19 protein-coding genes and 1 tRNA gene are annotated in these 22,955 nt (G+C 63.2%); 10 read left to right on the forward strand and 10 right to left on the reverse strand.

Annotation, left to right across the window (positions count from 1 at the left end; all coding sequences use genetic code 11):
- Positions 1–15: 15 nt before the first annotated feature.
- Genes ACEWPM_RS01640 through ACEWPM_RS01650 form a run of 3 tightly spaced genes read left to right on the forward strand, consistent with a single transcriptional unit; the run spans position 16 to position 2,988 of the window.
- The gene (locus tag ACEWPM_RS01640; RefSeq protein WP_393960735.1) at positions 16–492 is read left to right on the forward strand and encodes a (2Fe-2S)-binding protein; all 477 of its coding nucleotides are present in this window, start codon (positions 16–18) and stop codon (positions 490–492) included.
- 1 nt (position 493) lies between these two features.
- On the forward strand, positions 494–2,737 hold the full coding sequence (locus ACEWPM_RS01645) for a xanthine dehydrogenase family protein molybdopterin-binding subunit (RefSeq protein WP_393960736.1): 2,244 nt from the start codon (positions 494–496) through the stop codon (positions 2,735–2,737).
- Between the two features lie 5 nt (positions 2,738–2,742).
- The gene (locus ACEWPM_RS01650) at positions 2,743–2,988 is read left to right on the forward strand and encodes a MoaD/ThiS family protein (RefSeq protein WP_393960737.1); all 246 of its coding nucleotides are present in this window, start codon (positions 2,743–2,745) and stop codon (positions 2,986–2,988) included.
- A 108-nt stretch (positions 2,989–3,096) separates the two neighbouring features.
- Here the strand turns inward: ACEWPM_RS01650 and ACEWPM_RS01655 are convergent, their stop codons facing one another.
- From ACEWPM_RS01655 to ACEWPM_RS01685, 7 genes are all read right to left on the reverse strand, one after another.
- Positions 3,097–3,600, reverse strand: a complete 504-nt coding sequence (locus ACEWPM_RS01655; RefSeq protein ID WP_393960738.1) for a fasciclin domain-containing protein — start codon at positions 3,598–3,600, stop codon at positions 3,097–3,099.
- Positions 3,601–3,723: 123 nt separating this feature from the next.
- Positions 3,724–4,560: a hypothetical protein gene (locus ACEWPM_RS01660; protein WP_393960739.1), complete on the reverse strand. Its 837-nt coding sequence runs from the start codon at positions 4,558–4,560 to the stop codon at positions 3,724–3,726.
- On the reverse strand, positions 4,553–7,060 hold the full coding sequence (locus ACEWPM_RS01665) for a GcvT family protein (RefSeq protein ID WP_393960740.1): 2,508 nt from the start codon (positions 7,058–7,060) through the stop codon (positions 4,553–4,555). Before ACEWPM_RS01665 ends, ACEWPM_RS01660 begins: the two co-directional genes overlap by 8 nt.
- Positions 7,061–7,170: 110 nt before the next feature.
- Positions 7,171–7,848 carry a hypothetical protein gene (locus tag ACEWPM_RS01670; protein ID WP_393960741.1) on the reverse strand — a complete coding sequence of 226 codons (678 nt, stop codon included), beginning with the start codon at positions 7,846–7,848 and terminating at the stop codon, positions 7,171–7,173.
- Between the two features lie 72 nt (positions 7,849–7,920).
- The gene (locus tag ACEWPM_RS01675; protein WP_393960742.1) at positions 7,921–8,937 is read right to left on the reverse strand and encodes a hypothetical protein; all 1,017 of its coding nucleotides are present in this window, start codon (positions 8,935–8,937) and stop codon (positions 7,921–7,923) included.
- A 123-nt stretch (positions 8,938–9,060) separates the two neighbouring features.
- On the reverse strand, positions 9,061–10,797 hold the full coding sequence (gene ggt / locus ACEWPM_RS01680; protein WP_393960743.1) for a gamma-glutamyltransferase: 1,737 nt from the start codon (positions 10,795–10,797) through the stop codon (positions 9,061–9,063).
- Between the two features lies 1 nt (position 10,798).
- Positions 10,799–11,779: a 2-hydroxyacid dehydrogenase gene (locus ACEWPM_RS01685; RefSeq protein WP_393960744.1), complete on the reverse strand. Its 981-nt coding sequence runs from the start codon at positions 11,777–11,779 to the stop codon at positions 10,799–10,801.
- A gap of 105 nt (positions 11,780–11,884) precedes the next feature.
- On the opposite strand from ACEWPM_RS01685, the gene ACEWPM_RS01690 reads away from it, so the two are divergent.
- The 6 genes from ACEWPM_RS01690 to ACEWPM_RS01715 all read left to right on the forward strand — a co-directional run bounded on the left by ACEWPM_RS01690 (position 11,885) and on the right by ACEWPM_RS01715 (position 19,119).
- Positions 11,885–12,385, forward strand: coding sequence for an SH3 domain-containing protein (locus ACEWPM_RS01690; protein WP_393960745.1), 501 nt, complete (start codon positions 11,885–11,887; stop codon positions 12,383–12,385).
- A 139-nt stretch (positions 12,386–12,524) separates the two neighbouring features.
- Positions 12,525–12,599, forward strand: a tRNA-Gln gene (locus ACEWPM_RS01695).
- A 142-nt stretch (positions 12,600–12,741) separates the two neighbouring features.
- Complete coding sequence (locus ACEWPM_RS01700; protein WP_393960746.1) at positions 12,742–13,752, forward strand: carbon-nitrogen hydrolase family protein; 1,011 nt, start codon at positions 12,742–12,744, stop codon at positions 13,750–13,752.
- A gap of 90 nt (positions 13,753–13,842) precedes the next feature.
- On the forward strand, positions 13,843–16,602 hold the full coding sequence (locus ACEWPM_RS01705) for an aminotransferase class I/II-fold pyridoxal phosphate-dependent enzyme (RefSeq protein ID WP_393960747.1): 2,760 nt from the start codon (positions 13,843–13,845) through the stop codon (positions 16,600–16,602).
- Between the two features lie 41 nt (positions 16,603–16,643).
- Positions 16,644–18,101, forward strand: a complete 1,458-nt coding sequence (locus ACEWPM_RS01710; RefSeq protein ID WP_393960748.1) for a biotin carboxylase — start codon at positions 16,644–16,646, stop codon at positions 18,099–18,101.
- Positions 18,102–18,108: 7 nt separating this feature from the next.
- Positions 18,109–19,119, forward strand: coding sequence for a C45 family autoproteolytic acyltransferase/hydrolase (locus ACEWPM_RS01715; protein WP_393960749.1), 1,011 nt, complete (start codon positions 18,109–18,111; stop codon positions 19,117–19,119).
- Between the two features lie 16 nt (positions 19,120–19,135).
- Here the strand turns inward: ACEWPM_RS01715 and ACEWPM_RS01720 are convergent, their stop codons facing one another.
- From ACEWPM_RS01720 to ACEWPM_RS01730, 3 genes are all read right to left on the reverse strand, one after another.
- The gene (locus ACEWPM_RS01720) at positions 19,136–20,137 is read right to left on the reverse strand and encodes a GlxA family transcriptional regulator (RefSeq protein ID WP_393960750.1); all 1,002 of its coding nucleotides are present in this window, start codon (positions 20,135–20,137) and stop codon (positions 19,136–19,138) included.
- A gap of 69 nt (positions 20,138–20,206) precedes the next feature.
- Positions 20,207–20,986, reverse strand: a complete 780-nt coding sequence (locus ACEWPM_RS01725; RefSeq protein WP_393960751.1) for an inositol monophosphatase family protein — start codon at positions 20,984–20,986, stop codon at positions 20,207–20,209.
- Positions 20,983–21,759: a DeoR/GlpR family DNA-binding transcription regulator gene (locus ACEWPM_RS01730; RefSeq protein WP_393960752.1), complete on the reverse strand. Its 777-nt coding sequence runs from the start codon at positions 21,757–21,759 to the stop codon at positions 20,983–20,985. The genes ACEWPM_RS01725 and ACEWPM_RS01730 overlap by 4 nt, the downstream gene beginning before the upstream one ends.
- Positions 21,760–21,954: 195 nt before the next feature.
- Between ACEWPM_RS01730 and ACEWPM_RS01735 the strand changes: the two genes are divergently transcribed.
- A complete protein-coding gene (locus ACEWPM_RS01735) occupies positions 21,955–22,890 on the forward strand; it encodes an ABC transporter substrate-binding protein (protein WP_393960753.1) in 936 nt (311 codons plus the stop codon).
- Positions 22,891–22,955: the final 65 nt, after the last annotated feature.

Genomic DNA, 22,955 nt, shown 5'->3' on the forward strand with positions numbered 1-22,955 from the left:
CCGGGAGAGACCGACATGAAGAACATCCACGTATCCACCACCATCAACGGCGATGAGGCCGAATTCGTCTGCGCCCCCGAGGAAACGCTGCTGGACAGCTTGCGCAACCGCCTTGGCCTCAGCGGAGCCAAGGAAGGTTGCGGCACCGGCGATTGCGGTGCCTGCACAGTCGAGATGGACGGGCGCCTTGTCTGCGCCTGCCTCGTGCTGGGCGCCGAGGCCGAAGGCGCCGAGATCAAGACCGTCGAGGGCATGGCCATCGGTGAGGGTCTGCATCCCCTGCAACAGGCGTTCATCGACCATGCGGCGCTGCAATGCGGGATCTGCACACCCGGCATCCTCGTTGCCGCCAAGACCCTGCTGGAGCGCAATCCCGATCCTACCGACGAGGAGGTCCGCTATTGGCTGGCCGGCAATCTTTGCCGCTGCACCGGCTATGACAAGATCATCAAGGCTGTTCAGATCGCAGCCGCCGACATGAGAGGCGCATGACATGAACTTCCAATCCAAGACCAAGGCTGATTTCAAGATCGTCGGCACCCGCGTGCCGCGCCCCGACGGGGTCGACAAGGTGACGGGTCGCGCGCTCTATGGCGCTGATTTCAACGTTCCGGGTATGCTGGTGGGCCTCATCCTGCGCAGCCCGCATGCCCATGCCACCATCAACAGCATCGACGCCTCCGACGCGCTGGCCCTGCCCGGCGTAAAGGCCGTGGTGACCGCGGCCGATTGGGGCGTGCCAGAGGATGATTTCCTGCGCGACGTGCAGGACAACTGCCTGGCGCGGGGCAAGACACTTTATGATGGACATGCCGTTGCTGCCGTGGCGGCCAAGGACATGGCGACCGCCAAGAAGGCGCTGAAGCTGATAAAGGTCGACTACACGCCCCTGCCCCATGTGACAGACGTGGACGAGGCGATTAAGCCGGACGCGCCCGTGGTGCAAGAGGCCCGCGCGGACGAGAGCGTACCCGCAGGCGCAGGCCCCAACGTCACGCATTACTGCGAATTCGGGCATGGCGATCTCGAGGCGGGCTTTGCGCGCGCCGACAAGATCATCGAGCGCAGCTTTACCACCGCCGCCACCCACCAAGGTTACATCGAACCGCATGCCTGTCTGGCCTCCTACGGCAATGACGGCAAGGCGGACCTGTGGTGTACCACCCAGGGCCAGTATAATGTGCGCGATCTTTGCTCGGGGATCATGGGTATGGAGGGCAGCCAGCTGCGCGTGACCGCGTCAGAGATCGGCGGCGGTTTCGGCGGCAAAACCACCGTCTTCATCGAGCCGGTCGCGCTGGCGCTCAGCCGCAAATGCGGGCGCCCGGTCAAGATCGTTATGAGCCGCGTGGATGTATTCCGCGCGACAGGTCCCACAGTGTCATCCTCGATGGATGTCCGCATCGGCATGACCAATGACGGCCGCATCACGGCCGCCGACGCGCAGCTGCGCTATCAGGGCGGCGCCTTCCCCTGCGAGACTGTCGATATGGGCGCGCAGGCGGCTTTTGCCGCCTATGACCTCGAAGCGGTGCGCACCCAGGGCTGGAACACGCTGACCAACCGCCCCAAGGAAGCCGCCTACCGCGCCCCCGGTGCGCCGATGGCGATCTACGCGGTCGAGAGCGTCGTGGACGAGCTCTGCCAGAAGCTGGACCTGGATCCGCTGGACGTGCGTATCCTCAATGCCGCCGATGCAGGCACCAAGGCATCCTATGGCGTGACATTCGACCAGATTGGCCTCAAGGCGACGCTCGAGGCGGCCAAGGAGCATGAGCACTACCACGCCCCCTTGGGCGAGAATCAGGGGCGCGGCCTCTCTTGCGGCTTCTGGTTCAATTTTGGCGGCAATACCTCGGTCTCCCTCGCCATCAACGCCGATGGCACGGTCAGCGTGACAGAGGGGAATCCAGATATCGGCGGCAGCCGCGCGTCTATCAGCATGATGGCCGCCGAGGAGCTGGGCGTGCCTTATGACAAGGTGCGCACCACCATCACCGACACCGCGAGCCTTGGCCAGAACGATGTGACCGATGGCAGCCGCGTGACCTTTGCCGTGGGCCTTGCCACGATCAAGGCCGCCCGCGCCGCGATCCGCGTCATGTGCGGGCGCGTCGCCAAGATCTGGGGCATCGACGAGGAGGCCGTCCTCTGGGAGGATGGCTGCGCCAAGCCTTCCGGGCCGAACGCAGGTAATTTCGAGCCGATGACACTGGCCGAGATCGCCGCCATATCGTCGGAGACCGGCGGGCCGATCGCGGGGCATCACGAGGTCAATGCCGAGGGCGCGGGCGTCAGCTTTGGCGTTCATCTCGCGGATGTCGAAGTGGACCCCGAGACGGGCGCCACCAAGGTCCTGCGCTACACCGTGTTTCAGGACGCGGGCAAGGCGGTGCATCCAGACTACGTGGAGGGCCAGATGCAGGGCGGCGCCGTGCAGGGCATCGGCTGGGCGTTGAACGAGGAATATATTTATGGCGAAGATGGCAAGCTGCAGAATGCGGGCTTCCTCGACTACCGCATCCCGGTGGCGTCGGACCTGCCCAATATCGATACGGTGATCCTGGAAATCCCGAACCCCGGCCATCCTTATGGCGTGCGCGGCGTGGGCGAGACACCCATCGTGCCGCCCCTCGCCGCGCTCTCGAACGCTGTCAGCCGCGCCGTCGGCGTGCGCCTGCATGAATTGCCCATGTCGCCGCCCAAGATCCTCAAGGCGATCATGGCCAAAGCGTAAGTGCCATGGTGCAGGTGAAACTCTGGGGCTCTCTGCGCGATCTGGCGGACGGTCAGGAAACGGTCGAGGTCGAGGCCAGCAACTTCAAGGAGTTGCTGGATGCTCTGGCCGAGAAGCATCCGGCGCTGAAGCCGCAAATTGACCGCGGGGTCAGCCTCGCGGTCGACGGTCTGGTCTATCGCAACTCGTGGTTCACCGAGGTGAAGCCGGATAGCGAAGTGGTCCTCATGCCCTATATGAAGGGCGGGTGACATCACAGAAACGGATTGCACGACACGGCGATCATGCTTGTCTAATGGCAAAAAATTAGCCCGCCGGTCATGAACCGCCGGGCTTTTCAATTCGAGCGTCTGAAGCGCTTACGGCAGCAGAACCTTGTCGATCACATGGATGACGCCATTCGTCGCCAGAATGTCTGCATTGGTCACGTTGGCATCGTTCACCTTCACAGCCGCACCATACTTGCCGCCCGTGCCATCAACGAGAACCGTGCCGCCCTGAACGGTCGTCACGTTCATGCGCTGGCCGAGGATCTGGTCAGATGTGACCGCACCCGGAACGACGTGATAGGTCAGGATCGACGCCAGCTTGTCCTTGTTCTCGGGCATCAGCAGCATGTCTAGCGTGCCGGCCGGCAGCGCATCGAAGGCCGCGTCGGTCGGCGCGAACACGGTGAAGGGGCCCGGCCCGCGCAGCGTGTCCGTCAGGCCGGCCGCGCCGATGGCGGCGGTCAGAGTAGAGAACTGCGGGTTTGACGAGGCAATATCGACGATGTCATCGCCATCGTCCATCTGGGCGCAGGCACCCACGGCGGCGAGCATACCGGCGGCGGCGAATGATTTGATAATTGAGCGGCGCTTCATGAAATATCCTTTCGCTTTCACATCTATGTGATGCGAACTAGTGCGACATATCGGGCAGGCCAAATTTTTCTTTGATAATTTTACGCAGCGGTGACGATTTTTGTCCTTTTGGCCATTTCGCGGTCAGCCGCGCACATAACTCTGCGCGATCATCCAGACGGCGGTCAGCAGAAGCGCCGGTAGCAGAAAGGTTCGGAAAATCAGCACGGCCAGGATGGACAGATAGCTGGAAATGATCTCGTCGGCGTTCGTCACGACATCGCGCGCCTGCGCCAAAACTTGCTGTCCGCTGGCCACGTAATCGACACCTGCACTGAAACGATCCCGCAAACCGCTCAGCATACCCGGCTCCTCAAGCGCGCTTTCGAGCGGCTCGGGAGCCACTTCGGGCACATCAGCGACGATGTCATCGATGACGGCCTGATGCCGGATCAAAACGGAGCCAGTCAGCGGAACGGCCAGCCAGTCGGACGCCATCAGGCAAAGCGGCAGGCCCAGCGTCAGCACAGCGCCCATGACACCCAGTTTGCGCGCGCCGGGCCGCAAGGGCAGTCGGTGGCCTATCAGCATCAGCAGGCAGGCCGCCGCGATCATCGCTCCGCCCACGGCTCCGACCGGCCCCATCGCCACCGCCAGCAGGCCGGATACCAGCATGATCGAGAAAACCGTCGCCGCGATGCGCTCGATCGTGTCGTCAATCGGCTCGAGGACCTTGCCGGGCTGGAAATTGCCCGACACACCAACCGATGCGCCAACCTCCACCTCCTGGGCGGTCGAAAGGAGTGCGTTCAGCGTCCGCAGTGTCACGTAGGTCGCGGCGCTGACCTTGGCGATGGATTCGGCATACTCGCCGGCCTCTTCCGCCAACGGGTTTCTGTCATGAAAGATCGCCGCGCCGAGGGACAGCGCGGCGATCAGGAGCAGGACGAGGGCCGAAAACCGGCCCTTCCCCTCAGCCATCTTTACGGATGACCTCGTTCTTCGGATCATAGGGGCTGTCTTCGGTCACGGTCGCATCCCAGAGCTTGTCCATGATCTTGACCTTCAGAACGGTCCCCGGCACGACCAGTTCGGGCTTGATGTAGCCCATCCCGATGCTCTTGCCGAAAGCGACCGAATAGCCGCCCGAGGTCAGGCGGCCGACGCGCTCGCCATCTGCGGTATAGAGAACTTCGCGGCCCCAGGGGTCGGCATCGTCCGGCCCGTCGATGAGGAAGGTCGCACATTTCGCGCGCACGCCCGTTTCGATCATCGCCTCCTTGCCGTGGAACTCCTTCTCCAGATCGACGAAGCGCGGCAGATCGGCCTCGAGAGGGGTCGCATCGCGGCCCAGCTCGTTGCCGAAGGCGCGATAGCTCTTTTCCTGGCGCAGCCAGTTCTGGGCGCGCGCCCCGACCAGCTTCATGCCGTGCTTCTCGCCCGCCTTTTCCAGCAGATCGAAGAGGTAGTTCTGCATCTCGATCGGGTGATGCAGCTCCCAACCCAACTCGCCGGTATAGGCGACGCGGATCGCGTTGACGGGGCACATGCCCAGCTCAATTTGGCGGGCGCTAAGCCAGGGAAAACGTTTGTTCGACAGGGCGGTTGAGGGATCGGCATCGACGACGATGTCCTTCAGCACATCGCGCGATTTTGGCCCGGCGATGGCGAAGACGCCCCATTGGCTGGTCACGTCCTGGATCTCGATGTAGCCGAAATCCTCCATCTTGTCCTCGGCAGCCTTGCGCAGGAAATCGGCGTCATACTCGGTCCAGGCACCGGCGGAAACGAGGTAATAGGCGTTCTCACCGGTGCGCACGATGGTGTATTCCGTCCGCGTCGTGCCATGAGCCGTCAGTGCATAGGTCAGGTTGATCCGGCCGATTTTCGGCAGCTTGTTGCAGGTGAACCAGTCGAGAAACTGGGTCGCGCCCGGCCCTTTGATCACATGCTTGGAGAAGGCCGTCGCGTCGATCAGGCCGACGCCCTCACGGATTGCCTTGGCCTCGGCCACAGCATAGTCCCACCAGCCGCCACGGCGGAAGCTGCGCGCGTCGTGGTCGAAATTCTCGGGCGCCTCCAAGGGGCCGTAATAGTTGGGCCGCTCCCAGCCATTGACGAAGCCGAACTGCGCGCCGCGTGCCTTTTGGCGCTCATACGCGGGCGCTGTGCGCAGGGGGCGGCAGGCTGGACGCTCCTCATCCGGGTGGTGGAGGATATAGACGTGCTCGTAGCACTCCTCATTCTTGCGCGCGGCGAATTCGGTGGTCATCCAACCCGACGAATAGCGCTTGGGATCGAGCGACGCCATGTCGATCTCGGCCTCGCCATCCACCATCATCTGGGCAAGATAATAGCCGGTGCCACCCGCCGCCGTGATGCCAAAGCTGAAGCCTTCGGCCAGCCACATGTTGCGCAGGCCCGGCGCGGGGCCAACCAGCGGGTTCCCGTCAGGGGTGTAGCAGATCGGGCCGTTGAAATCGTCCTTGAGCCCGCATTCCTCGCAACTTGGGATGCGATGGTTCATCGCCATGTACTGGTCCTCGATCCGCTCCAGATCGAGCTGGAACAGGTCCGCGCGGAAGCTGTCGGGCACGCCATGCTCGAACCGCGCGGGCGCGTTCGGCTCATACACCCCAAGGATCCAGCCACCGCGCTCCTCGCGCACATAGCTTTGCGCGTCGGCGTCGCGGATCACGGGATGCTCGGGGTTGCCTTCTGCGCGGAATTTGACCAGCTCGGGGTCGCTGTCCATCACGATGAACTGATGCTCGACCGGGATCGCGGGCATCTTGATGCCCAGCATTTTCGCGGTGCGCTGCGCGTGGTTTCCGCTTGCGGTCACGACATGCTCGGCAGTGATCACGATCTGCTCGTCCGAGGGCACGAGGTTGCCGCCCTTCTCGACCATCTTGGTCGCGGTGACTTCCCACGCGTCGCCGTTCCAATGGAATGCGTCGGCCTGCCATTTACGCTCGATCATCACGCCGCGCTGGCGCGCACCCTTGGCCATCGCCATGGTAACATCGGCCGGGTTAATGTAGCCGTCGGTCTGGTGATAGAGCGCGCCCTTGAGGTCCTCGGTTCGGATCAACGGCCATTTCGCCTTGATCTCGTCGGGCGTCATCCACTCATAGGGCACGCCGCAGGTCTCGGCGGTCGAGGCGTAGAGGCGGTATTCGTCCATGCGCTCTTCGGTCTGGGCCATGCGCAGGTTGCCGACCACGGCAAAGCCCGCGTTGAGGCCGGTTTCCTCCTCGAGCGTCTTGTAGAACTTGATCGAATAGTCATGGATATGCGTCGTCGCATAGCTCATGTTGAAATAGGGCAGAAGGCCCGCCGCGTGCCACGTGCTGCCGGAGGTCAGCTCGTCCCGCTCGAGCAGCATCACGTCGTCCCAGCCCGCCTTGGCAAGGTGGTAGGCGATGGACGTGCCGACGGCACCGCCACCGACGACAAGGGCTTTGACTGTGGTTTTCATGCGCTGCGACTCCGAAAGGCATTTCTCGCCCCGGTTCTATCAGTTTCATGATGTGGCGCGCGGCCCATCCGACCTATGCGCGACGGAAACCGACATGCCCCAACACTGCATCAGCGACCCAGCGCCGCATCCAGCCGGTCGATCGGAAAATAGGGCGCCAGAAGCGGACGCAGCTCGGCCCGGCGGGGCGCGGCGGGATCGTAGAGCGCGTGGCAGAGGTAGTCCTCCAGAAGCGCGCCCTGCTGTTCATAGCCGAAATCAAGAAAGCCGGCATCCTCGCCCGGCATGTAGAAATAGGGGTCCATGTTCATCAGACTTTCCAGCGCAGCGCGCGTGGGACGATAGCCGGTGATATCGCGGTTCTGCCATTGCCAGACATGGACCAGCTCATGCGCAAAGACCAGCGCCTGGGGAAAGCGCGCGGCGACCGGCCAGGCGGGCGCAAGATCGGCGCGGTAAAATTCACGGCTGAAATGCACCCTGTTCCACAGCGCCCAGCCGGGCGGCGGGCCACTGCGCGGCTCGGGCGCGGCGCGGGTGCAAAGGCCAGTGACGGTGTTTTCGGCGATCACCGGGTAGAGATCGGATGTATCGGGCACCTGCCGCGCGGGCGGCAACGGGGAAAAACCGCGCGCAACGCGCACCGCGTCCACATCCAGCGTCGGCCCGATCACATCAGCGGCAAAGCGGCGCTCATTCTCGGTCAGCGGCCGAGTGCAGCCCGAAAGACTCGCAATCAGCAAGGGCGTTGCCAGCGCCACTGCGATGTACTTTGCCAGATAGCTCATTCGCCCGAACGCTCCACCGATCCTCAGCCGCAGTTTCGCGCAGCGCGGCAAATGTTCCAAGGGGGCGCAGCCTCAATCGCGGCAAAAACGGCTGGCCGAGCCGTCGAGGCAGGCCTTGCCGCCCGAAAGGGTCAGGCGGCGGGGTTTGGATGCGGCCTCCGATGCGGGTCTGGTTGCAGGATCGACGGGCGCTAGCTTGTTTTGCGCGGCATCGGTAAACGCGTGCTCGATCTCTGCACCCGATTCAGCATCACGGCCTGCGAGCAACACACTGAGTCGCGCTGCCATGACCGCCTCGCGATCTGCCGCGCCGTCGGCCAAGGCTACCCCCGCCTGCAGCTGCAGCAAAACGTCGGCGACCTTTGCCTGCACACCGACCGGCAGATCAGGTGCGGCGCTGCCGAAATACGGCAATGGATGACTTAGAAGATTATTCAGCCCGTCATAGTCGACCGCAGACAGAAGGGCGCGAAGATCGGTCTCGGAAGCAGTGCTGACGACGCGGATCCGGACAATGTCGTCAAACCCGAACACGGCTTCATATGAACCATACTCTGCGCCAGCCTGCGTGATGATCGGGTCATCGGCATCCAATCGGTCCGAGACGCGCCCATAGGCGGCGCCGCCAATGACGGCCCAGCCGGTACCAGCCGTCTGTGCCACCTTCTTCAATTTACCAAAGAACCAGCGCGACTGGTTGCAGTCATCGCCCGCAACGACGTGCTCTGCCCGGATCGCAATACTCGAATCGCCACGCTGATAGATCCAGCCCTGATTGGCGGGGGGCGTGTCCGGAGCGACGCGTGAACTGCCATCAGGCTTGAGCCATGCGCTTCGCGTCCAGCTTTCAGGCGCATCCGGCAGGAACACCTCGGCACCTGCGGCGCGGCTATCCGGGTTGCCTCCTGGCAAATCAGCGCCGTTGCCAGCCACACAGCGATCCCCGAACCGTCCGGAAAAACTGGCGATATAAGCGCCGGGCGAATAGCCGCTCGGGACGGCACCGGCGATGCTGGCCTGATTGGCATAGTCGATGGCCCCCAATGCGGCCAGCGCGACGACACCGAATCCGACGGCGAAATAGTTCATGTCTGCATCTCCGCATCGCTCATCACGGGTGCCACTGTGCAGGGCAAACCGGGCATTTTCGCGATATGCGCGCGGCAGTTTGGCGGCAGGTAACGCGCTTCGAACCGCATGGCGACGCAGGCCTCAGTCGCCGATCGCAAGACCCTCGCGGCGTGGATCGACCCCGCCAGTCAGCGCCTCGCCGATCGCGATGGCATGAAGACCAGAGTTTAGGCCGCGCAGCTCCACTTCATAACCCATGTCCCGCAAGGGACCCGCCAACGCCTCGGCATCCGTTCCCTCCTCAAGGTCATAGACGCCAAAGCGGTTGACGGCATGCGGCATGGCGGTGATCGCCTGCACGTCCATCCCCCAGTCGAGGTGGGCGATGATGGCATTCGTCACGTAGGGAATGATGCGGCTGCCCCCGGGGCTGCCCAGCACAAGGCGCGGCGCACCGTCCTTGAGCAGAATCGTCGGCGCCATGGAGGAGCGGGGCCGTTTGCCCGGCGCGGCGGCATTGGCGATGGGCATGCCGCCCTCATGGCTGGAAAAGCTGAAATCCGTCAGCTCGTTGTTCAGAAGAAACCCGGCGGCCATGAGGCGCGAGCCAAAAGCGTTCTCGATCGTCGTCGTCATCGAGAGCGCATTGCCATAGCCATCGACAATCGAGATATGCGAGGTCGAGGGCATCTCGACCGGAATATGATCTGCCCAGTTCAGCGCGTGGTCGAACTCGGGCGCCCCCGGCGCCACGTCCGTCAGCGCCGCATCCCCCTGCAAGAGCGCGCCGCGCTGCGCCAGATATCCTTCGTCCAGCATCCCCTCGGTCGGGACTGGCACGAAATCGGGGTCAGCAACATAGCGGCCCCGGTCGGCAAAGGCGAGGCGGCTGGCATCACCGATCAGGCGCCGCGCCTCGGGCGCGTCCGGTCCAAGCGCCGCCAGCTCGTATTGCTCGAGCGCGCCCAGGATTTGCCCCACGGCAATCGCCCCGGACGAGGGCGGCCCCATTCCGCAGACGTCATGGCCGCGATATGGCGCGCAAACGGCGGGACGCTCCTTGACGCTGTATAGCGCGAGGTCCAGCAACCCGAGCGTCCCGGGATTGCCAGGCGCCGATTGCGCCGCGCGGGTAATCCGGCGCGCGATGTCGCCCGTGTAGAAAGGCGCGGGGCCCTCGGAGGCAAAGGTTTCCAGCGTTTGCGCATAGGCCGGGTTGCGCAGCCGGTCACCCGCCTTCAGCACCCGACCGCCGGGCATGAAATAGTCGCGCGTGGCGGCGAACCGGTCCAGCGTGTCGGCATTGGCCGCAATTGAGGCGGCCATGCGGGGCGTGACCTCGAACCCCTCGCGCGCATGGTCTAGCGCCTCGGTAAAAAGGTCCTCCCAGTCCAGCCGCCCCCAGCGCGCATGGGCCTCGCCGAGCAGCATAGGCGTGCCCGGCACCCCGACCGACCGGCCACCGACCACGGCATCGAAGAAACCCATGGGCTGGCCTGCATCATTCAGAAAAAGCAGCGGCGTCGCGCCCTGCGGCGCCGTTTCGCGCCCGTCGAGCGTGGTCAACGCCCCCTTCTTGGCGTCCCACCAGACGAGGAAAGCACCGCCACCAAGGCCCGAGCTTTGCGGCTCGACCAGACCCAGTACCAGTTGCGCGGCGATCATGGCATCCGCGGCGGTTCCGCCCTGCCCCAGCACGCGCGCGCCCGCCCGGCTGGCCAGCGGGTGCGCGGTGACGATCATCCAGTCATCGGCGGTGACCGGCCGCGTCGCCGCCTCTATCTCGAACGCGCCTACCTCGGGCGCGACCACATCGGCGGCCTGCTGCGCCGTCGCCGCCGAAGCGGCACAGCCGAGGGCGATCAGCAGCCAGCGCATGTCACAGCATCGCCGGAACGACCTGATCGGGCGGGCGATGCCCATCCGCCCAGGTCTTGATGTTCAGCAGCACCTTCTCGCCCATTTCGATCCGCCCTTCGACAGTGGCCGAACCCATATGGGGCAGAAGGACGACATTTTTCATCTCGCGCAGGCGCGGATTGGCCGCATCCTCATAGACGTCCAGCCCCGCCCCCGCGATTTCACCGGCACGCAGCATCCGCGTCAGCGCATTCTGGTCAATCACCTCGCCGCGCGAGGTATTCACGATCACGGCCTCGGGCTTCATCAGCTTGAGGCGGCGGGCATTCATCAGATGGAAGGTGGAGGGCGTATGTGGGCAGTTGACCGAGATCACGTCCATCCGCGCGACCATCTGGTCGAGGCTCTCCCAATAGGTGGCCCCCAGCGCCTCTTCGGTCTCGGGGCGCAGGCGCTTGCGATTGTGGTAATGGACCTGCATCCCGAAGGCTGCGGCGCGCCTCGCCACCGCCTGCCCGATCCGGCCAAGGCCCAGAATGCCCAGGCGCCGCCCGGACACGCGCCCGCCCATCAGTGCCGTGGGTGACCAGCCGGACCATTCACCCGATTGCATCAGCGCCAGCCCCTCGGGGATGCGCCTGAGCGTGGCAAGGATCAGCGCAATGGTCATGTCGGCGGTGTCATCCGCCGAAACCCCCGGCGTGTTCGATACCAGGATTCCCCGCTGCCGCGCCGTCGCCACGTCGATATGATCAACGCCGGCGCCGTAATTCGCGATCAGCTTAAGCCGGTCGCCCGCCTGCCCGATCAGCCCCGCATCGATGCGGTCGGTCAGCGTCGGCACCAGCACGTCACTGCTGCGCGCGGCCTCCGTCAGCTCTTCGCGCGTCATCGGCGTGTCATCTTCCCGCAGCGTGGTGTCGAACAACTCGCACAGGCGCGCCTCGACCGGGTCCGGCAACCGCCGCGTCAGGGCGACACTCAAACGTTGAGATGGCATGGGACGCCTCCTTGATCTTCCATATTCCGCGCTCTGGTGTCATGGTGGCGCAGGAACGGGCGAGGCACAAGAACCCCGCAGACGAGAACGGACAGATTTCCGGCCATGAGCAGATTATCCAACCTTGCAATCGCGCTGGCGCTTTGCGCCGCGCTGCCCCTTGCGGCCGCCGCGCAGGATCGCGGGCCGGTGACAAACCTGCCCCTGCCGCGCTTCGTGTCAATGAAGGCCGCCGAGGGTAACGCCCGCCGCGGGCCCAGCCGGACGCACCGCATCGACTGGATTTTCAAGCGGCGCGACACGCCGCTGGAAATCACCGCCGAGCATGGCCATTGGCGCCGGGTGCGAGACCGCGATGGCGCAGGTGGCTGGATGCACTACTCGCTCTTGTCGGGTGTGCGCACTGTCATCGTCGAGCGAGACATGCTGCAGATGCGCGCCACCCCCGACCCGAACGCGCTGGTCAACGCCCAGCTTGAGTTGGGCGTGATCGCCCGGATCGAGGAATGCCAGCCCACATGGTGCGCGCTGCAGGCCGGCGGCTATGAAGGATGGGTCCCAAAGGCTGCCATTTGGGGCGTCGGCCCCAATGAGGTCCTTGACTGACCAGCCATCTTGGCCGCCCCGCCAAGGCGCGCGCCCGCCCCCTGCCGGGCACCGCCCCGCCCATCGCAAAATTTCAACCGAATTTTTCATCGTCGGGTCTTGCACCCCAAAGCGCCTCGGTTTAACACCCACGCCAAGTTGGGGTGTAGCCAAGCGGTAAGGCATCGGTTTTTGGTACCGTGTATCGTAGGTTCGAATCCTACCACCCCAGCCATATCCTTTAGATCTCGCCGGACAGAGGCGCGCGCTGACGTAGGGTCAAGGGAACCTCCACCTCCTCTCACGTGTTGTTATTTCTCAATTACCTGTCGTAAGCTGGCCGAACCGCCATGCGACACGCAAAGGAAACAAGCCTGATGACGCCATTCGCAATCGCAGGAGTTCAGATGTATGTGAATGCCCTGCACTCCAATGTCGACGGTATGATCCACCGTCTTGACTTGCTCATGGCGCGGTTTCCCTGGACGCAGATGGTGTTGTTTTCCGAGCTTGCGCCTTTTGGCCCACTGACCAAGTTTTCGCTACCCCTGCGCAATGAAACGATCGACCGGTTTTGCGAGGCGGCGGAGCGACATAACGTCTGGCTGATCCCTGGCTCGATGTTCGAGACGGCAGAAGATGGACGCATTTACAACACCTCCACCGTGATCAACCCGCAGGGTGAAATTGTCAGCAGCTACCGCAAGATGTTTCCGTTCCGCCCGTATGAGGCGGGTGTCGAGGCGGGAACCGGCTTTTGTGTCTTTGACGTGCCGGATGTAGGCCGGTTTGGCCTGTCGATCTGCTATGATATGTGGTTTCCTGAAACGACACGCCAGCTGACCAGCCAGGGTGTCGAGGTGCTGCTCCATCCGGTGCTGACCGGCACCACCGACCGCGAGGCCGAGCTTTCGATGGCGCGGGCGACGGCAGCGCAATTTCAATGCTACGTCATCGACGTCAACGGACTCGGCGCGGGCGGCGTGGGCAAATCCTGCGTGGTCGATCCCACATCAACCGTCCTGCACCAGTCAGCAGGCCAAGAGGATATGTTTCCCATCGAAGTGGACCTCAGCCATGTGCGCCGCCAGCGCGAGCGCGGTATGAAGGGATTGGGCCAGGTTCTGAAAAGTTTCCGCGACCGCGAGGTCGACTTTTCGGTCTATGACCGCAACAGCGGCGCCGATGCATACCTGCACAGTCTGGGGCCGCTGACTATTCCGGGCCAAAATTCGACCGGCGCCGCGCGTGCCGATCTCGGCGCAGATCTGGGCGGGCGACCGGGCTCGCACCATCCGCGCAATTCCGTGACCGAGCATGATAATGAGGATACCTCGGGGGTCATCCCGGGCATCAAGGTCGGAGGCACACCGCCCCTGACCAACTAACGATATAAAAATGCGGACGATCAGACACTGCCCGCACGACACTACCAGCATCCTCTGATCGCCCGCGCATAACAACAGCGGGGAAGAGATATGCATTCGATGGCAGACTATTATTCGGCGGTTCAGCTGCGCGCCGATCGTTGGAGTTCGCTTCGCGAGACGTCGGCCGAGTTGTCGCGCAAGGAAGGCGGCCGCGGCGCGAAAGCTCAGATCGCGCAGATCGACGAGCTGCTGGATCAGTTGGCCCCCATCGAGACGTTCTGGGCCTTTCCCGGCACCGCCGCCTTCGAAATGCTGCGCCGCCAGTTCGATGCGGGCCATTATGGTGAGCTGGCCTTTACCGTGCAGCGCATCACCCGCGCGCTGACCAGCGGCGCGTATCGCCGCCGGCACATCCCGCTCGACCGCGACGGCATCGACTCGGACGATCACGAAGACGAGGCGATGCAGTCGCTGGAAGCGCGGGCGCTGACCAAGCCCTATTTCGAAGTGCTGATCGTCGATAACCTGAACGAGCATCAGGAACGCTGGCTGAAGAACAATTTCCAGCGCATGCGCCGCCCTGAAGACCCGTTCCAGTATGAGCCGGTCGTCGTGCCCAGCTTGCAGGACGCGCTGATGGGGGTGCTCTTCAACCATAATATCCAGGCCATCGTGGTCCGTCCCGGTCTGACGCTGGAATCCAAGTTGTCGCTGCCAATTCTGGAGCGGTATCTGAACCGCGCGGGCGGCGCCGCTGCGCTGGATGACCTCGATCCCAGCAATTACGGCCCCGAACTGTGCAGGATGATCGCGAAGGTCCGCCCCGAACTTGACGCCTACCTGATCACCGACCGCTCGGTCGAGGATATCGCGGGTCTGGATCTGGGGATCTGCCGCCGCGTCTTCTACAATCAGGAGGACTTTCTCGAACTGCACCTCAACATCATTCGCGGCGTGCAGTCGCGCTACAAGACGCCCTTCTTTACCGCGCTGGTCGAGTATTCCAAACAGCCCACCGGCGTCTTTCACGCCATGCCGATCAGCCGGGGAAAGTCCATCAGCCGCTCGCACTGGATTCAGGATATGGGCGCCTTCTACGGCCCCAACATCTTCCTTGCCGAGACTTCCGCCACCTCCGGCGGTCTGGACAGCCTGCTGGAGCCGCATGGCCCCATCAAGGAGGCGCAGCGCCTTGCCAGCCGCGCCTTCGGATCGAAGCAGACCTATTTTGCCACGAATGGCACCTCGACCTGCAACAAGATCGTCGTGCAAGCCCTTGTTCGGCCAGGGGATATCGTGCTGGTCGATCGCGACTGTCACAAGTCGCATCATTACGGCATGGTGCTGGCCGGGGCGCAGGTCTGCTATCTGGATAGCTACCCGCTCAATGAGTATTCGATGTATGGCGCCGTGCCACTGAAGGATATCAAGAAGCAGCTGTTAGACCTTAAGGCGGCGGGCAAGCTGGACCGTGTGCGCATGCTGCTCCTGACAAACTGCACGTTTGACGGCATCGTCTACAATGTCGAGCGGGTGATGGAGGAATGCCTCGCCATCAAACCCGACCTCGTGTTTCTATGGGACGAGGCATGGTTCGCCTTTGCCCGCTTTGGCCCCACCTACCGCCAGCGCACCGCAATGAACGCGGCGGGCAACCTGCGCGAGCGTCTGCGCAGCGAAGCCCATACCAAGGCCTATGAGGCTCAGCAGGAAGAGTTGAAGGACAAGGGCGTCGATGCCTGGCTGAACACCCGCCTCGTGCCGCCGCCGGACGCACGCGTTCGCATCTATGCCACGCAATCGACCCACAAGACGCTGACATCGCTGCGTCAGGGTTCGATGATCCACGTGCATGATCAGGACTTCAAGGGCGAGGTCGAAGCCTCGTTTCAGGAGGCCTACATGACGCATACCTCCACCTCGCCCAACTATCAGATCATCGCATCGTTGGATGTGGGCCGCCGCCAGGTCGAGTTGGAAGGCTTTGAATTCGTTCAAAGACAGGTCGAGGCCGCGATGTCGATGCGGCGAGCGATCTCGACTCACCCGCTCTTGCAGAAATACTTCAAGGTGCTGACCGCGGGTGACATGATCCCCGAGGAGCACCGCGAAAGCGGCGTGACCAGCTATTACGACTCGCAGCAGGGCTGGACAGATATCTGGGATTGCTGGGAGAGCGACGAGTTCGTGCTGGATGCTACCCGCGTGACGCTGGCCGTGGGCGGTACGGGATGGGATGGCGACACGTTCAAGACCGATATCCTGATGGACAAATACGGCATCCAGATCAACAAGACGTCGCGCAACACGGTTCTTTTCATGACCAATATCGGCACGACGCGGTCCTCCGTCGCCTATCTGATCGAGGTGCTGGTCGAGATCGCGCGCGAGCTGGACGAGTTGCAGGATGATGCCTCGATGATGGAGCGTCGCGGGTTCGAGCGGCGCGTCGCGAACCTGATGGACGATCTGCCCCCGCTGCCCGATTTCAGCCGCTTTCACGACAGCTTCCGCTCGGAAGGTGAAACATCCGAGGGCGATATCCGCTCTGCCTTCTTCCTCAGCTATGACGACAAGAATTGCGACTACCTGGAACTCGATGGCTCGATCCACGACGCGATGAGTTCGGGCAATGACGTCGTCTCGGCGCAGTTCATCATCCCCTACCCGCCCGGCTTTCCGATCCTGGTGCCGGGCCAGGTCGTCAGCGACGAAATCCTGTCCTTCATGCGCGCCCTCGATGTCAGCGAGATCCACGGATACCGCGCCGACCTTGGCCTGCGCGTGTTTACCCAGGACGCGCTCAAACGGCAGGGCAAGGCCAACGCCGCGCGGCTGAAACTCAATGACGCACGCGCAAAACTTTGAAGGCACACAGTAAACAAGAAACGAACAAGGGAGACAGAACAATGGTAGCAGAACTCAAGAACATCTCGGAAATCCGCCGGCATTTTCACCGCAACGAGGATCCGATATATTTCATCTCGGCCACAAATTTCAACCTGCTGGGCCTCGATGAATGGTGCAAGAATTTCAAGTATATCTGCTATATCGACTGCTATGGCGGCAAGCATCCCAACACATTTGTTCCGTCCGAGCAGCCGCATGCCGAGTTTCAGTCGATCGAGGACATCAACAACTATTTGCTACAGCACAAGGAGGTCATCGACCTCATCAAGCGGCGCGGCGGCAAGCCCAAATTCGTGTTCCTCATGTTCGACGAGGAGACCGAGCGGCTGTCAAAAGAACTGGGCGCCGATGTCTGGTTCCCCAAGGCCAAGCTGCGCCAGAAGATGGACAACAAGATCGAGACCGTGCGTATCGGCAACAAGGCCGGAGTGCCCTCGGTGCCCAACACGCTGAGCGTGGTCGAAAGCTATGAGCATCTGAACGAGATCTGCGACAAGGCGGGCCTCGGCCATGATCTGGTCCTGCAATCGGCCTATGGCGATAGCGGGCACACCACCTTCTTCATCAAGTCCGAAGCCGATTTCCGCAAGCACGAGCACGAGATCATCGGCGAGGGCGAGATCAAGATCATGAAGCGGATCGACTGCCGCGGCAGCGCCATCGAGGGCTGCGCCACCAAGGAAGGCACCATCGTCGGCCCGCTGATGACAGAGCTTGTCGGCTTCAAGGAACTGACCCCCTATCGCGGCGGCTGGTGCGGCAACGAGATTTTTTCGACAGCCTTCCCGCCCAAGGTGCGCCAGAAGGCGCGCGAGCTGACCTTCAAATTCGGCGAGCAGCTGCGCAAGGAAGGATATCGCGGCTATTTCGAGCTGGATTTCCTGATCGACAAGAAGACCGGCGACATCTGGCTGGGCGAGCTCAACCCGCGCATCACCGGCTGCTCGTCCATGACCAACCACGCGGCCTTTGCCCATGCCGACGCGCCGCTTTTCCTTTTCCATCTGCTGGAGTTCTCCAAGAAGAAATTCCACCTCGATGTGGACGAGCTGAACAGCCGCTGGGCCGATCCCAAGATGATCGACAGCTGGTCTCAGATGGTGATCAAACATACCGACGATACGGTGGATATCGCGACGGACGTCCCAGAAACCGGAATCTACCGGATGCGCGAAGATGGCAGCATCGACTTCAATCGCTTCGACTATCACCGCCGCGCGGTCGAGAGCGAGAACGAGGCGTTCTTCCTGCGTATCCTGCAACCCGGCGACTACCGCTACGAGGGCGCTGATATTGGCATTCTGGTGACGCGCGGGCGGTCCATGACCAACGGCTTCAAGCTGACCGAGCGTGCCAAGCGCTGGATCCACGGGATCAAGCAAGGCGTGCAGGGCCGACCGATGCCCACCGCCGAGGCAGGCCCGGCGTTGAACGATCCCGCGTTCAAGATCATGTAGCCTTTGCATGAAGCTGACTTGGCGCGCGATATCGGAGGATGACCCCGGCCCGAAATGGGCCGGGCTTTTCCGTGAATACTGGCCAGACTACCATCGCTGGTGGGGGCGCGAGGGGGCCGAGGCGCGTCCGGGCTTCTGGGACAGTCACAAGGCGATCCGGGAATACATGCCCGAGATCCTGCCGCTCTACGATCAGTTGGTCGAATTGGCTGGCGGCACCGATCACGCTGCGCGCTTTCTCAGCTTCTATTGTCCGCCGCCCTACCTTTCGGCCTGCAGTCAGGCGATCTGGCCGGGGGCCGAGCCGGTCATGGTGCGCAATTACGATTACTCGCCCAAGGCCTTTGACAGCCTGACGCTGCGCACCAACTGGCAGGGGCGCGCCGTGATTGGTACGTCGGACGGGCTCTGGGGGCTGGTCGACGGGATCAACGATGCGGGGCTGGCCGTCTCGCTCACCTTCGGCGGGCGGCGCGTTGTGGGCGATGGCTTCGGGGTGCCGCTGATCCTGCGCTATGTGCTGCAGACCTGCGAGACGACAGCCGAGGCGGGGCGCGTGCTGGCACGTGTGCCCACGCATATGAGTTACAACGTCACGGTGCTTGACCGGAAGCGCAAGTTCCTGACCGCGCTCATGGCGCCCGACCGGCAGACCGTCATCACGCATCAGGCGGTGGCCACAAACCATCAGGAACGCGTCGAATGGGCCAGCCACGCGCGCTTTACCGCCACGGTCGAGCGCGAGCGCTATCTGCTTCAGCGCCTGACGCTGCATGTCGAGGCCGAGGAGAAATTCATCGGCGCGTTCCTGCGCCCGCCTCTATACTCCACGCGCTTCGACCACGGCTTTGGCACGCTCTACACCGCCGTTTTCCGCCCCCGACAGCTACAGATGGAGATGCGCTGGCCTCGCGCCCGCTGGCCGCTGGATCTGCATGATTTCCGCGAAGATACGCGGGTGATCTATACGCCCGAGGGACCGGCGAAAGTAGAAGAGCGCGCCCATTCGCGTGAGTAGCCCGGGCGCGACGACCTCACCACCGCTTGCGAAACTTTGCCGGCGCCATGTCGAACTTCGCCCGGAACGCCCGCGCAAACGCCGAAGTGCCACCAAACCCGGTGGCCGCGGCGATCTCGGCTATCGGCAGATCCGTCTCGCTCAGCAACGAATAGGCCCGCGCGAGACGCATATCGGTGTAGTAGCGGCGCGGGCTGAGGCCGGTATGCTGCGCAAAGCTGCGCTCGAGCTGGCGTTTCGATATCCCGGCCCCGCGGGCGATCTCCTCGACGCCCAGCGGCTCTTCGAGGTTCAACTGCATCAGGCGCATCGCGGCAATGAGATGCCGGTTGCGGCTGCCGATGACGGCCGAATGCGCGGTCTTCTGCGGCACGTGATCCGAATGGCTGCGCCCGTGCAGACACATATCAGACACGGTCAGCGCGAATTCCGGGCCGAAATCATCCTCGATCACGCTCAGGATCAAGTCGGTCGAGGCCGAGCCGCCCGCTGCCGTCATCAAATCGCGGTCCACCTCATAGAGGTTCGGCGTCGGGACCAGATCGGGATAGGCCTCGACAAAGGCGGGCTGGTTCTCCCAATGCAGCGTGAAGGTGCGCCCGGCCAACAGGCCCGCCCGGGCCAGCGTGAAGGCTCCGGTGCAGATCGCGCCCACCGGCGTGCCATGCGCCGCCTGCCGCGCCGCCCAGTGGGTCACGCTCGCATCCATCGTCTCGGCAGGCTCCACCCCCGAGCAGACAAAGACGCGCGCGCCCCGGCCCGGCGGCCCCAGCGCGGCATCGGCGACGATCGAGATGTTGTTCGAGCAGCGCACGGGCGCACCGCCCGGTGTCATGGTGCGCCAGCGATAAAGCTCCTGCTGGGAGATCTGGTTGGCGACGCGCAACGGCTCGATCGCCGCCGAGAGGGCAAGCATGGTCAGCTTGGGCAAGAGCACGAATTCAAAAAGGCGCGGTGACGCGACACGCGGAATGCGGAAACTGGCCGCGCCTTTGGGAATGTAGTCCGACTGGGTCATGTTAGTCCACACTGATAAGCGCGCCATGCTAGCACGGGCGCCGGGCAAGGCCCAGATCGCGCGCGCGGTCTAGCCGCTGATCACATCCAGCAACGCGGCATGCAGCGCGGGCGTTGCCGCCGTCACCACCCGTCCATCCGATCCAAGCGTCAGCGCGCCCCCCTCCCAGTCGGTGATGATGCCGCCCGCCGCCTCGATCAGCGGGACCAGCGGCAGGAAATCATAGGGCTCGAGGCCGATATCGGTCACCGCGTCGATCTGGCCCGACGCCACCATCGCATGCGGGTAACAGTCAAAGGACATGCGCCGCGTATGGCCGACTTTGCAGAGCCGCGCGAAAAGCGCGGGGTCGCGCTCGAACGTGCGCTGGGGCTCGTTGATATAAAGGCGCGCATCGGTCAGCTCGGTCGTGCCGCGCACATTGATCGGCACGCCGTTCAGCGTGGCGCCGCCACCCCGGATGCCCATATAAGTCTCATCCAGCGCAGGCATCCGCACGATGCCGACCTGCGGTACGCCAGCCTGCAGGTGGCCGATCAGCATCCCAAAGGCCGGATAGCCCGTCAGGAAGAACCGCGTGCCGTCGATCGGGTCGATGATCCAGGCGGGCCCATCCAGCGAGCCGGCTATGCCGAACTCCTCACCAAAGATCCCTTGGCCGGGAAATTCCGCGGCCAGCGCCGCGCGAATGACCTCTTCGGTGGCGCGGTCCGCGATGGTGACGGGGCTGGAATCTGCGTCATCCTTGGTTTCGACCCCAAGGGAGCCTTGACGGAAATGCCGCATCGGCACGGCGCTCGCCTCTTCGGCGATGCGTGCGGCAATGGCCGCGATCTGCTGGAGTTTCACGGGTCTGCCACCTCGATTGTCAGGGACCATGTCTGCGCTGCCTCGGCCAGATCGGCCGGCGGGACCGCATCGGTGACCAAAGTGTCGATCGAGGCAGGATCGCACAGGGTGATAGGCGCCGCGCGCCCGAACTTGGCCGCGTCGGCGGCGACGATACTCCGTGCCGCGCCCTTGATGATCTCTCGGCTGAAATTCGCCTCTTCCAGATCGAACAGCATGAAGCCGTTCTGCGATGTGATTCCGGCGGTTGAAAGCACCGCCAGATCCGTTTTGAAGTTTCGCGCGAATGCCATCGCCTCGGCACCGAACGCGCCGCCATCATGCGCACGCAACGCCCCCCCGGCCATGTAAACCTGATTGCCGCCGCGCGTCGCCAGCTTGTAGGCGACCGAAACGGAATTGGTCACGATCAGCAGCCCCGCATGATCGCGCAGCGCATCCGCGATATAGCTGGTCGTGCTGCCCACATCCAGAAAGACCGACGCGCCATCGGGGATCATGCCGGCCAAATGCCGCGCGATGCGTTGCTTGGCCCCCGCGCCGATATTGAGGCGATGCTGGAAATCGCCCTCGCCCGCCATTTCGGCCAGACGCGCGCCGCCATGCATCTTGTCGACATGGCCCGCCTCGGCCAGCCGCTTGAGATTGCGGCGCACCGTCTCTTCGCTGACACCCAGATCGGCGGCAAGCCGCTGCACCCGCAAGGAGCCGCCCGCGCGGCGCAGCGCGTCGAGAATTTCCTGCTGTCTATGCGTGGGATGCGCGCTGTCCATCGGCCCTGTCCGTCATGTCCATTAAACAGGCGATACATCACGCAGCGCCGGATACAAGTTCAGTTTTGCACGGGATCGCGCGGCAATCCAACATTTTTCCACAAAATATGTTGCCATATATTGTTTTCTGCGTTTCACTCCAAAGTGTCGCACCCATCAAAACGAGGCGCGACCGCAAAACAGGGAGTCCATTACATGAAACGCATTGCCACCTGCGCCGCAGCCCTTGCCGCGTTCGCCGCCCCCGCCCTGGCCGAGGTCGAAAGCCAGGATCCCATCCGCTTGACCACCCACGACTGGACCGGCCAGATCGTCAACACCACGATCCTTAAGAATGTGCTGGAAAAGGCAGGCTATAATGTCGAGCTGGTGCAGGCCGATTACATCGCGCAATTTGCAGGGCTGAAAACCGGTGATCTGCACGTCGCCTCCGAAATCTGGGAGACGACGGGCCGCGAGGCGATGGACGAGGCCGTGGCCACGGGCAATGTCGTCAACATGGGCGAAGGCGGCATGATCGCCATCGAGGAATGGTGGTATCCCAGCTACATGGAGGACCGCTGCCCCGGCCTGCCGAATTGGGAGGCATTGCAAGGATGCGCAAGCGAGTTCGCCACGTCCGAGACCGCGCCGCTGGGCCGCTACCTGGGCGGGCCGGTCACCTGGGGCGGCTTCGACGAAGAGCGGGTCGAGGCGCTCGGCCTCGATTTCGAGGTGGTCCATGCGGGCACGGACGCCGCCCTCTTTGCCGAACTGGAATCGGCCTATCAGCGCGAAGCACCGATCATCCTCTGGCTCTATTCGCCGCATTGGGCGCCCGCGAAATACGATGGCAAATACATTGAATTTCCCGAGTACTCCAAGGAATGCTACGAGGATCCTTCAGTGGGTATAAACCCCGATGCCGCCTATGACTGCGGCAAGCCGACCGGCCCGATCTGGAAAGTCGCATGGTCCGGCGTCGAAGAGAAATGGCCCGGCGCCGCCGAGATCATCCGCGACTACACGATCACCAATGACGAGATGGGCGCGATGGTTTCCGCCGTCGATCTGGACGGAAAGTCCATCGACGATGTAGCCGACGAGTGGATGTCGAGCAATGAAGCCAAGGTAGATGGCTGGATCAACTGAATCTTCCTGAGACTGAGGGGGGCGCACTCTGCCCCCCGCTTTTTCGCAGGACTACCTGCCACACC

It is taken from the genome of Roseovarius maritimus (genome assembly GCF_043355895.2).
Lineage (GTDB): Bacteria > Pseudomonadota > Alphaproteobacteria > Rhodobacterales > Rhodobacteraceae > Roseovarius > Roseovarius maritimus.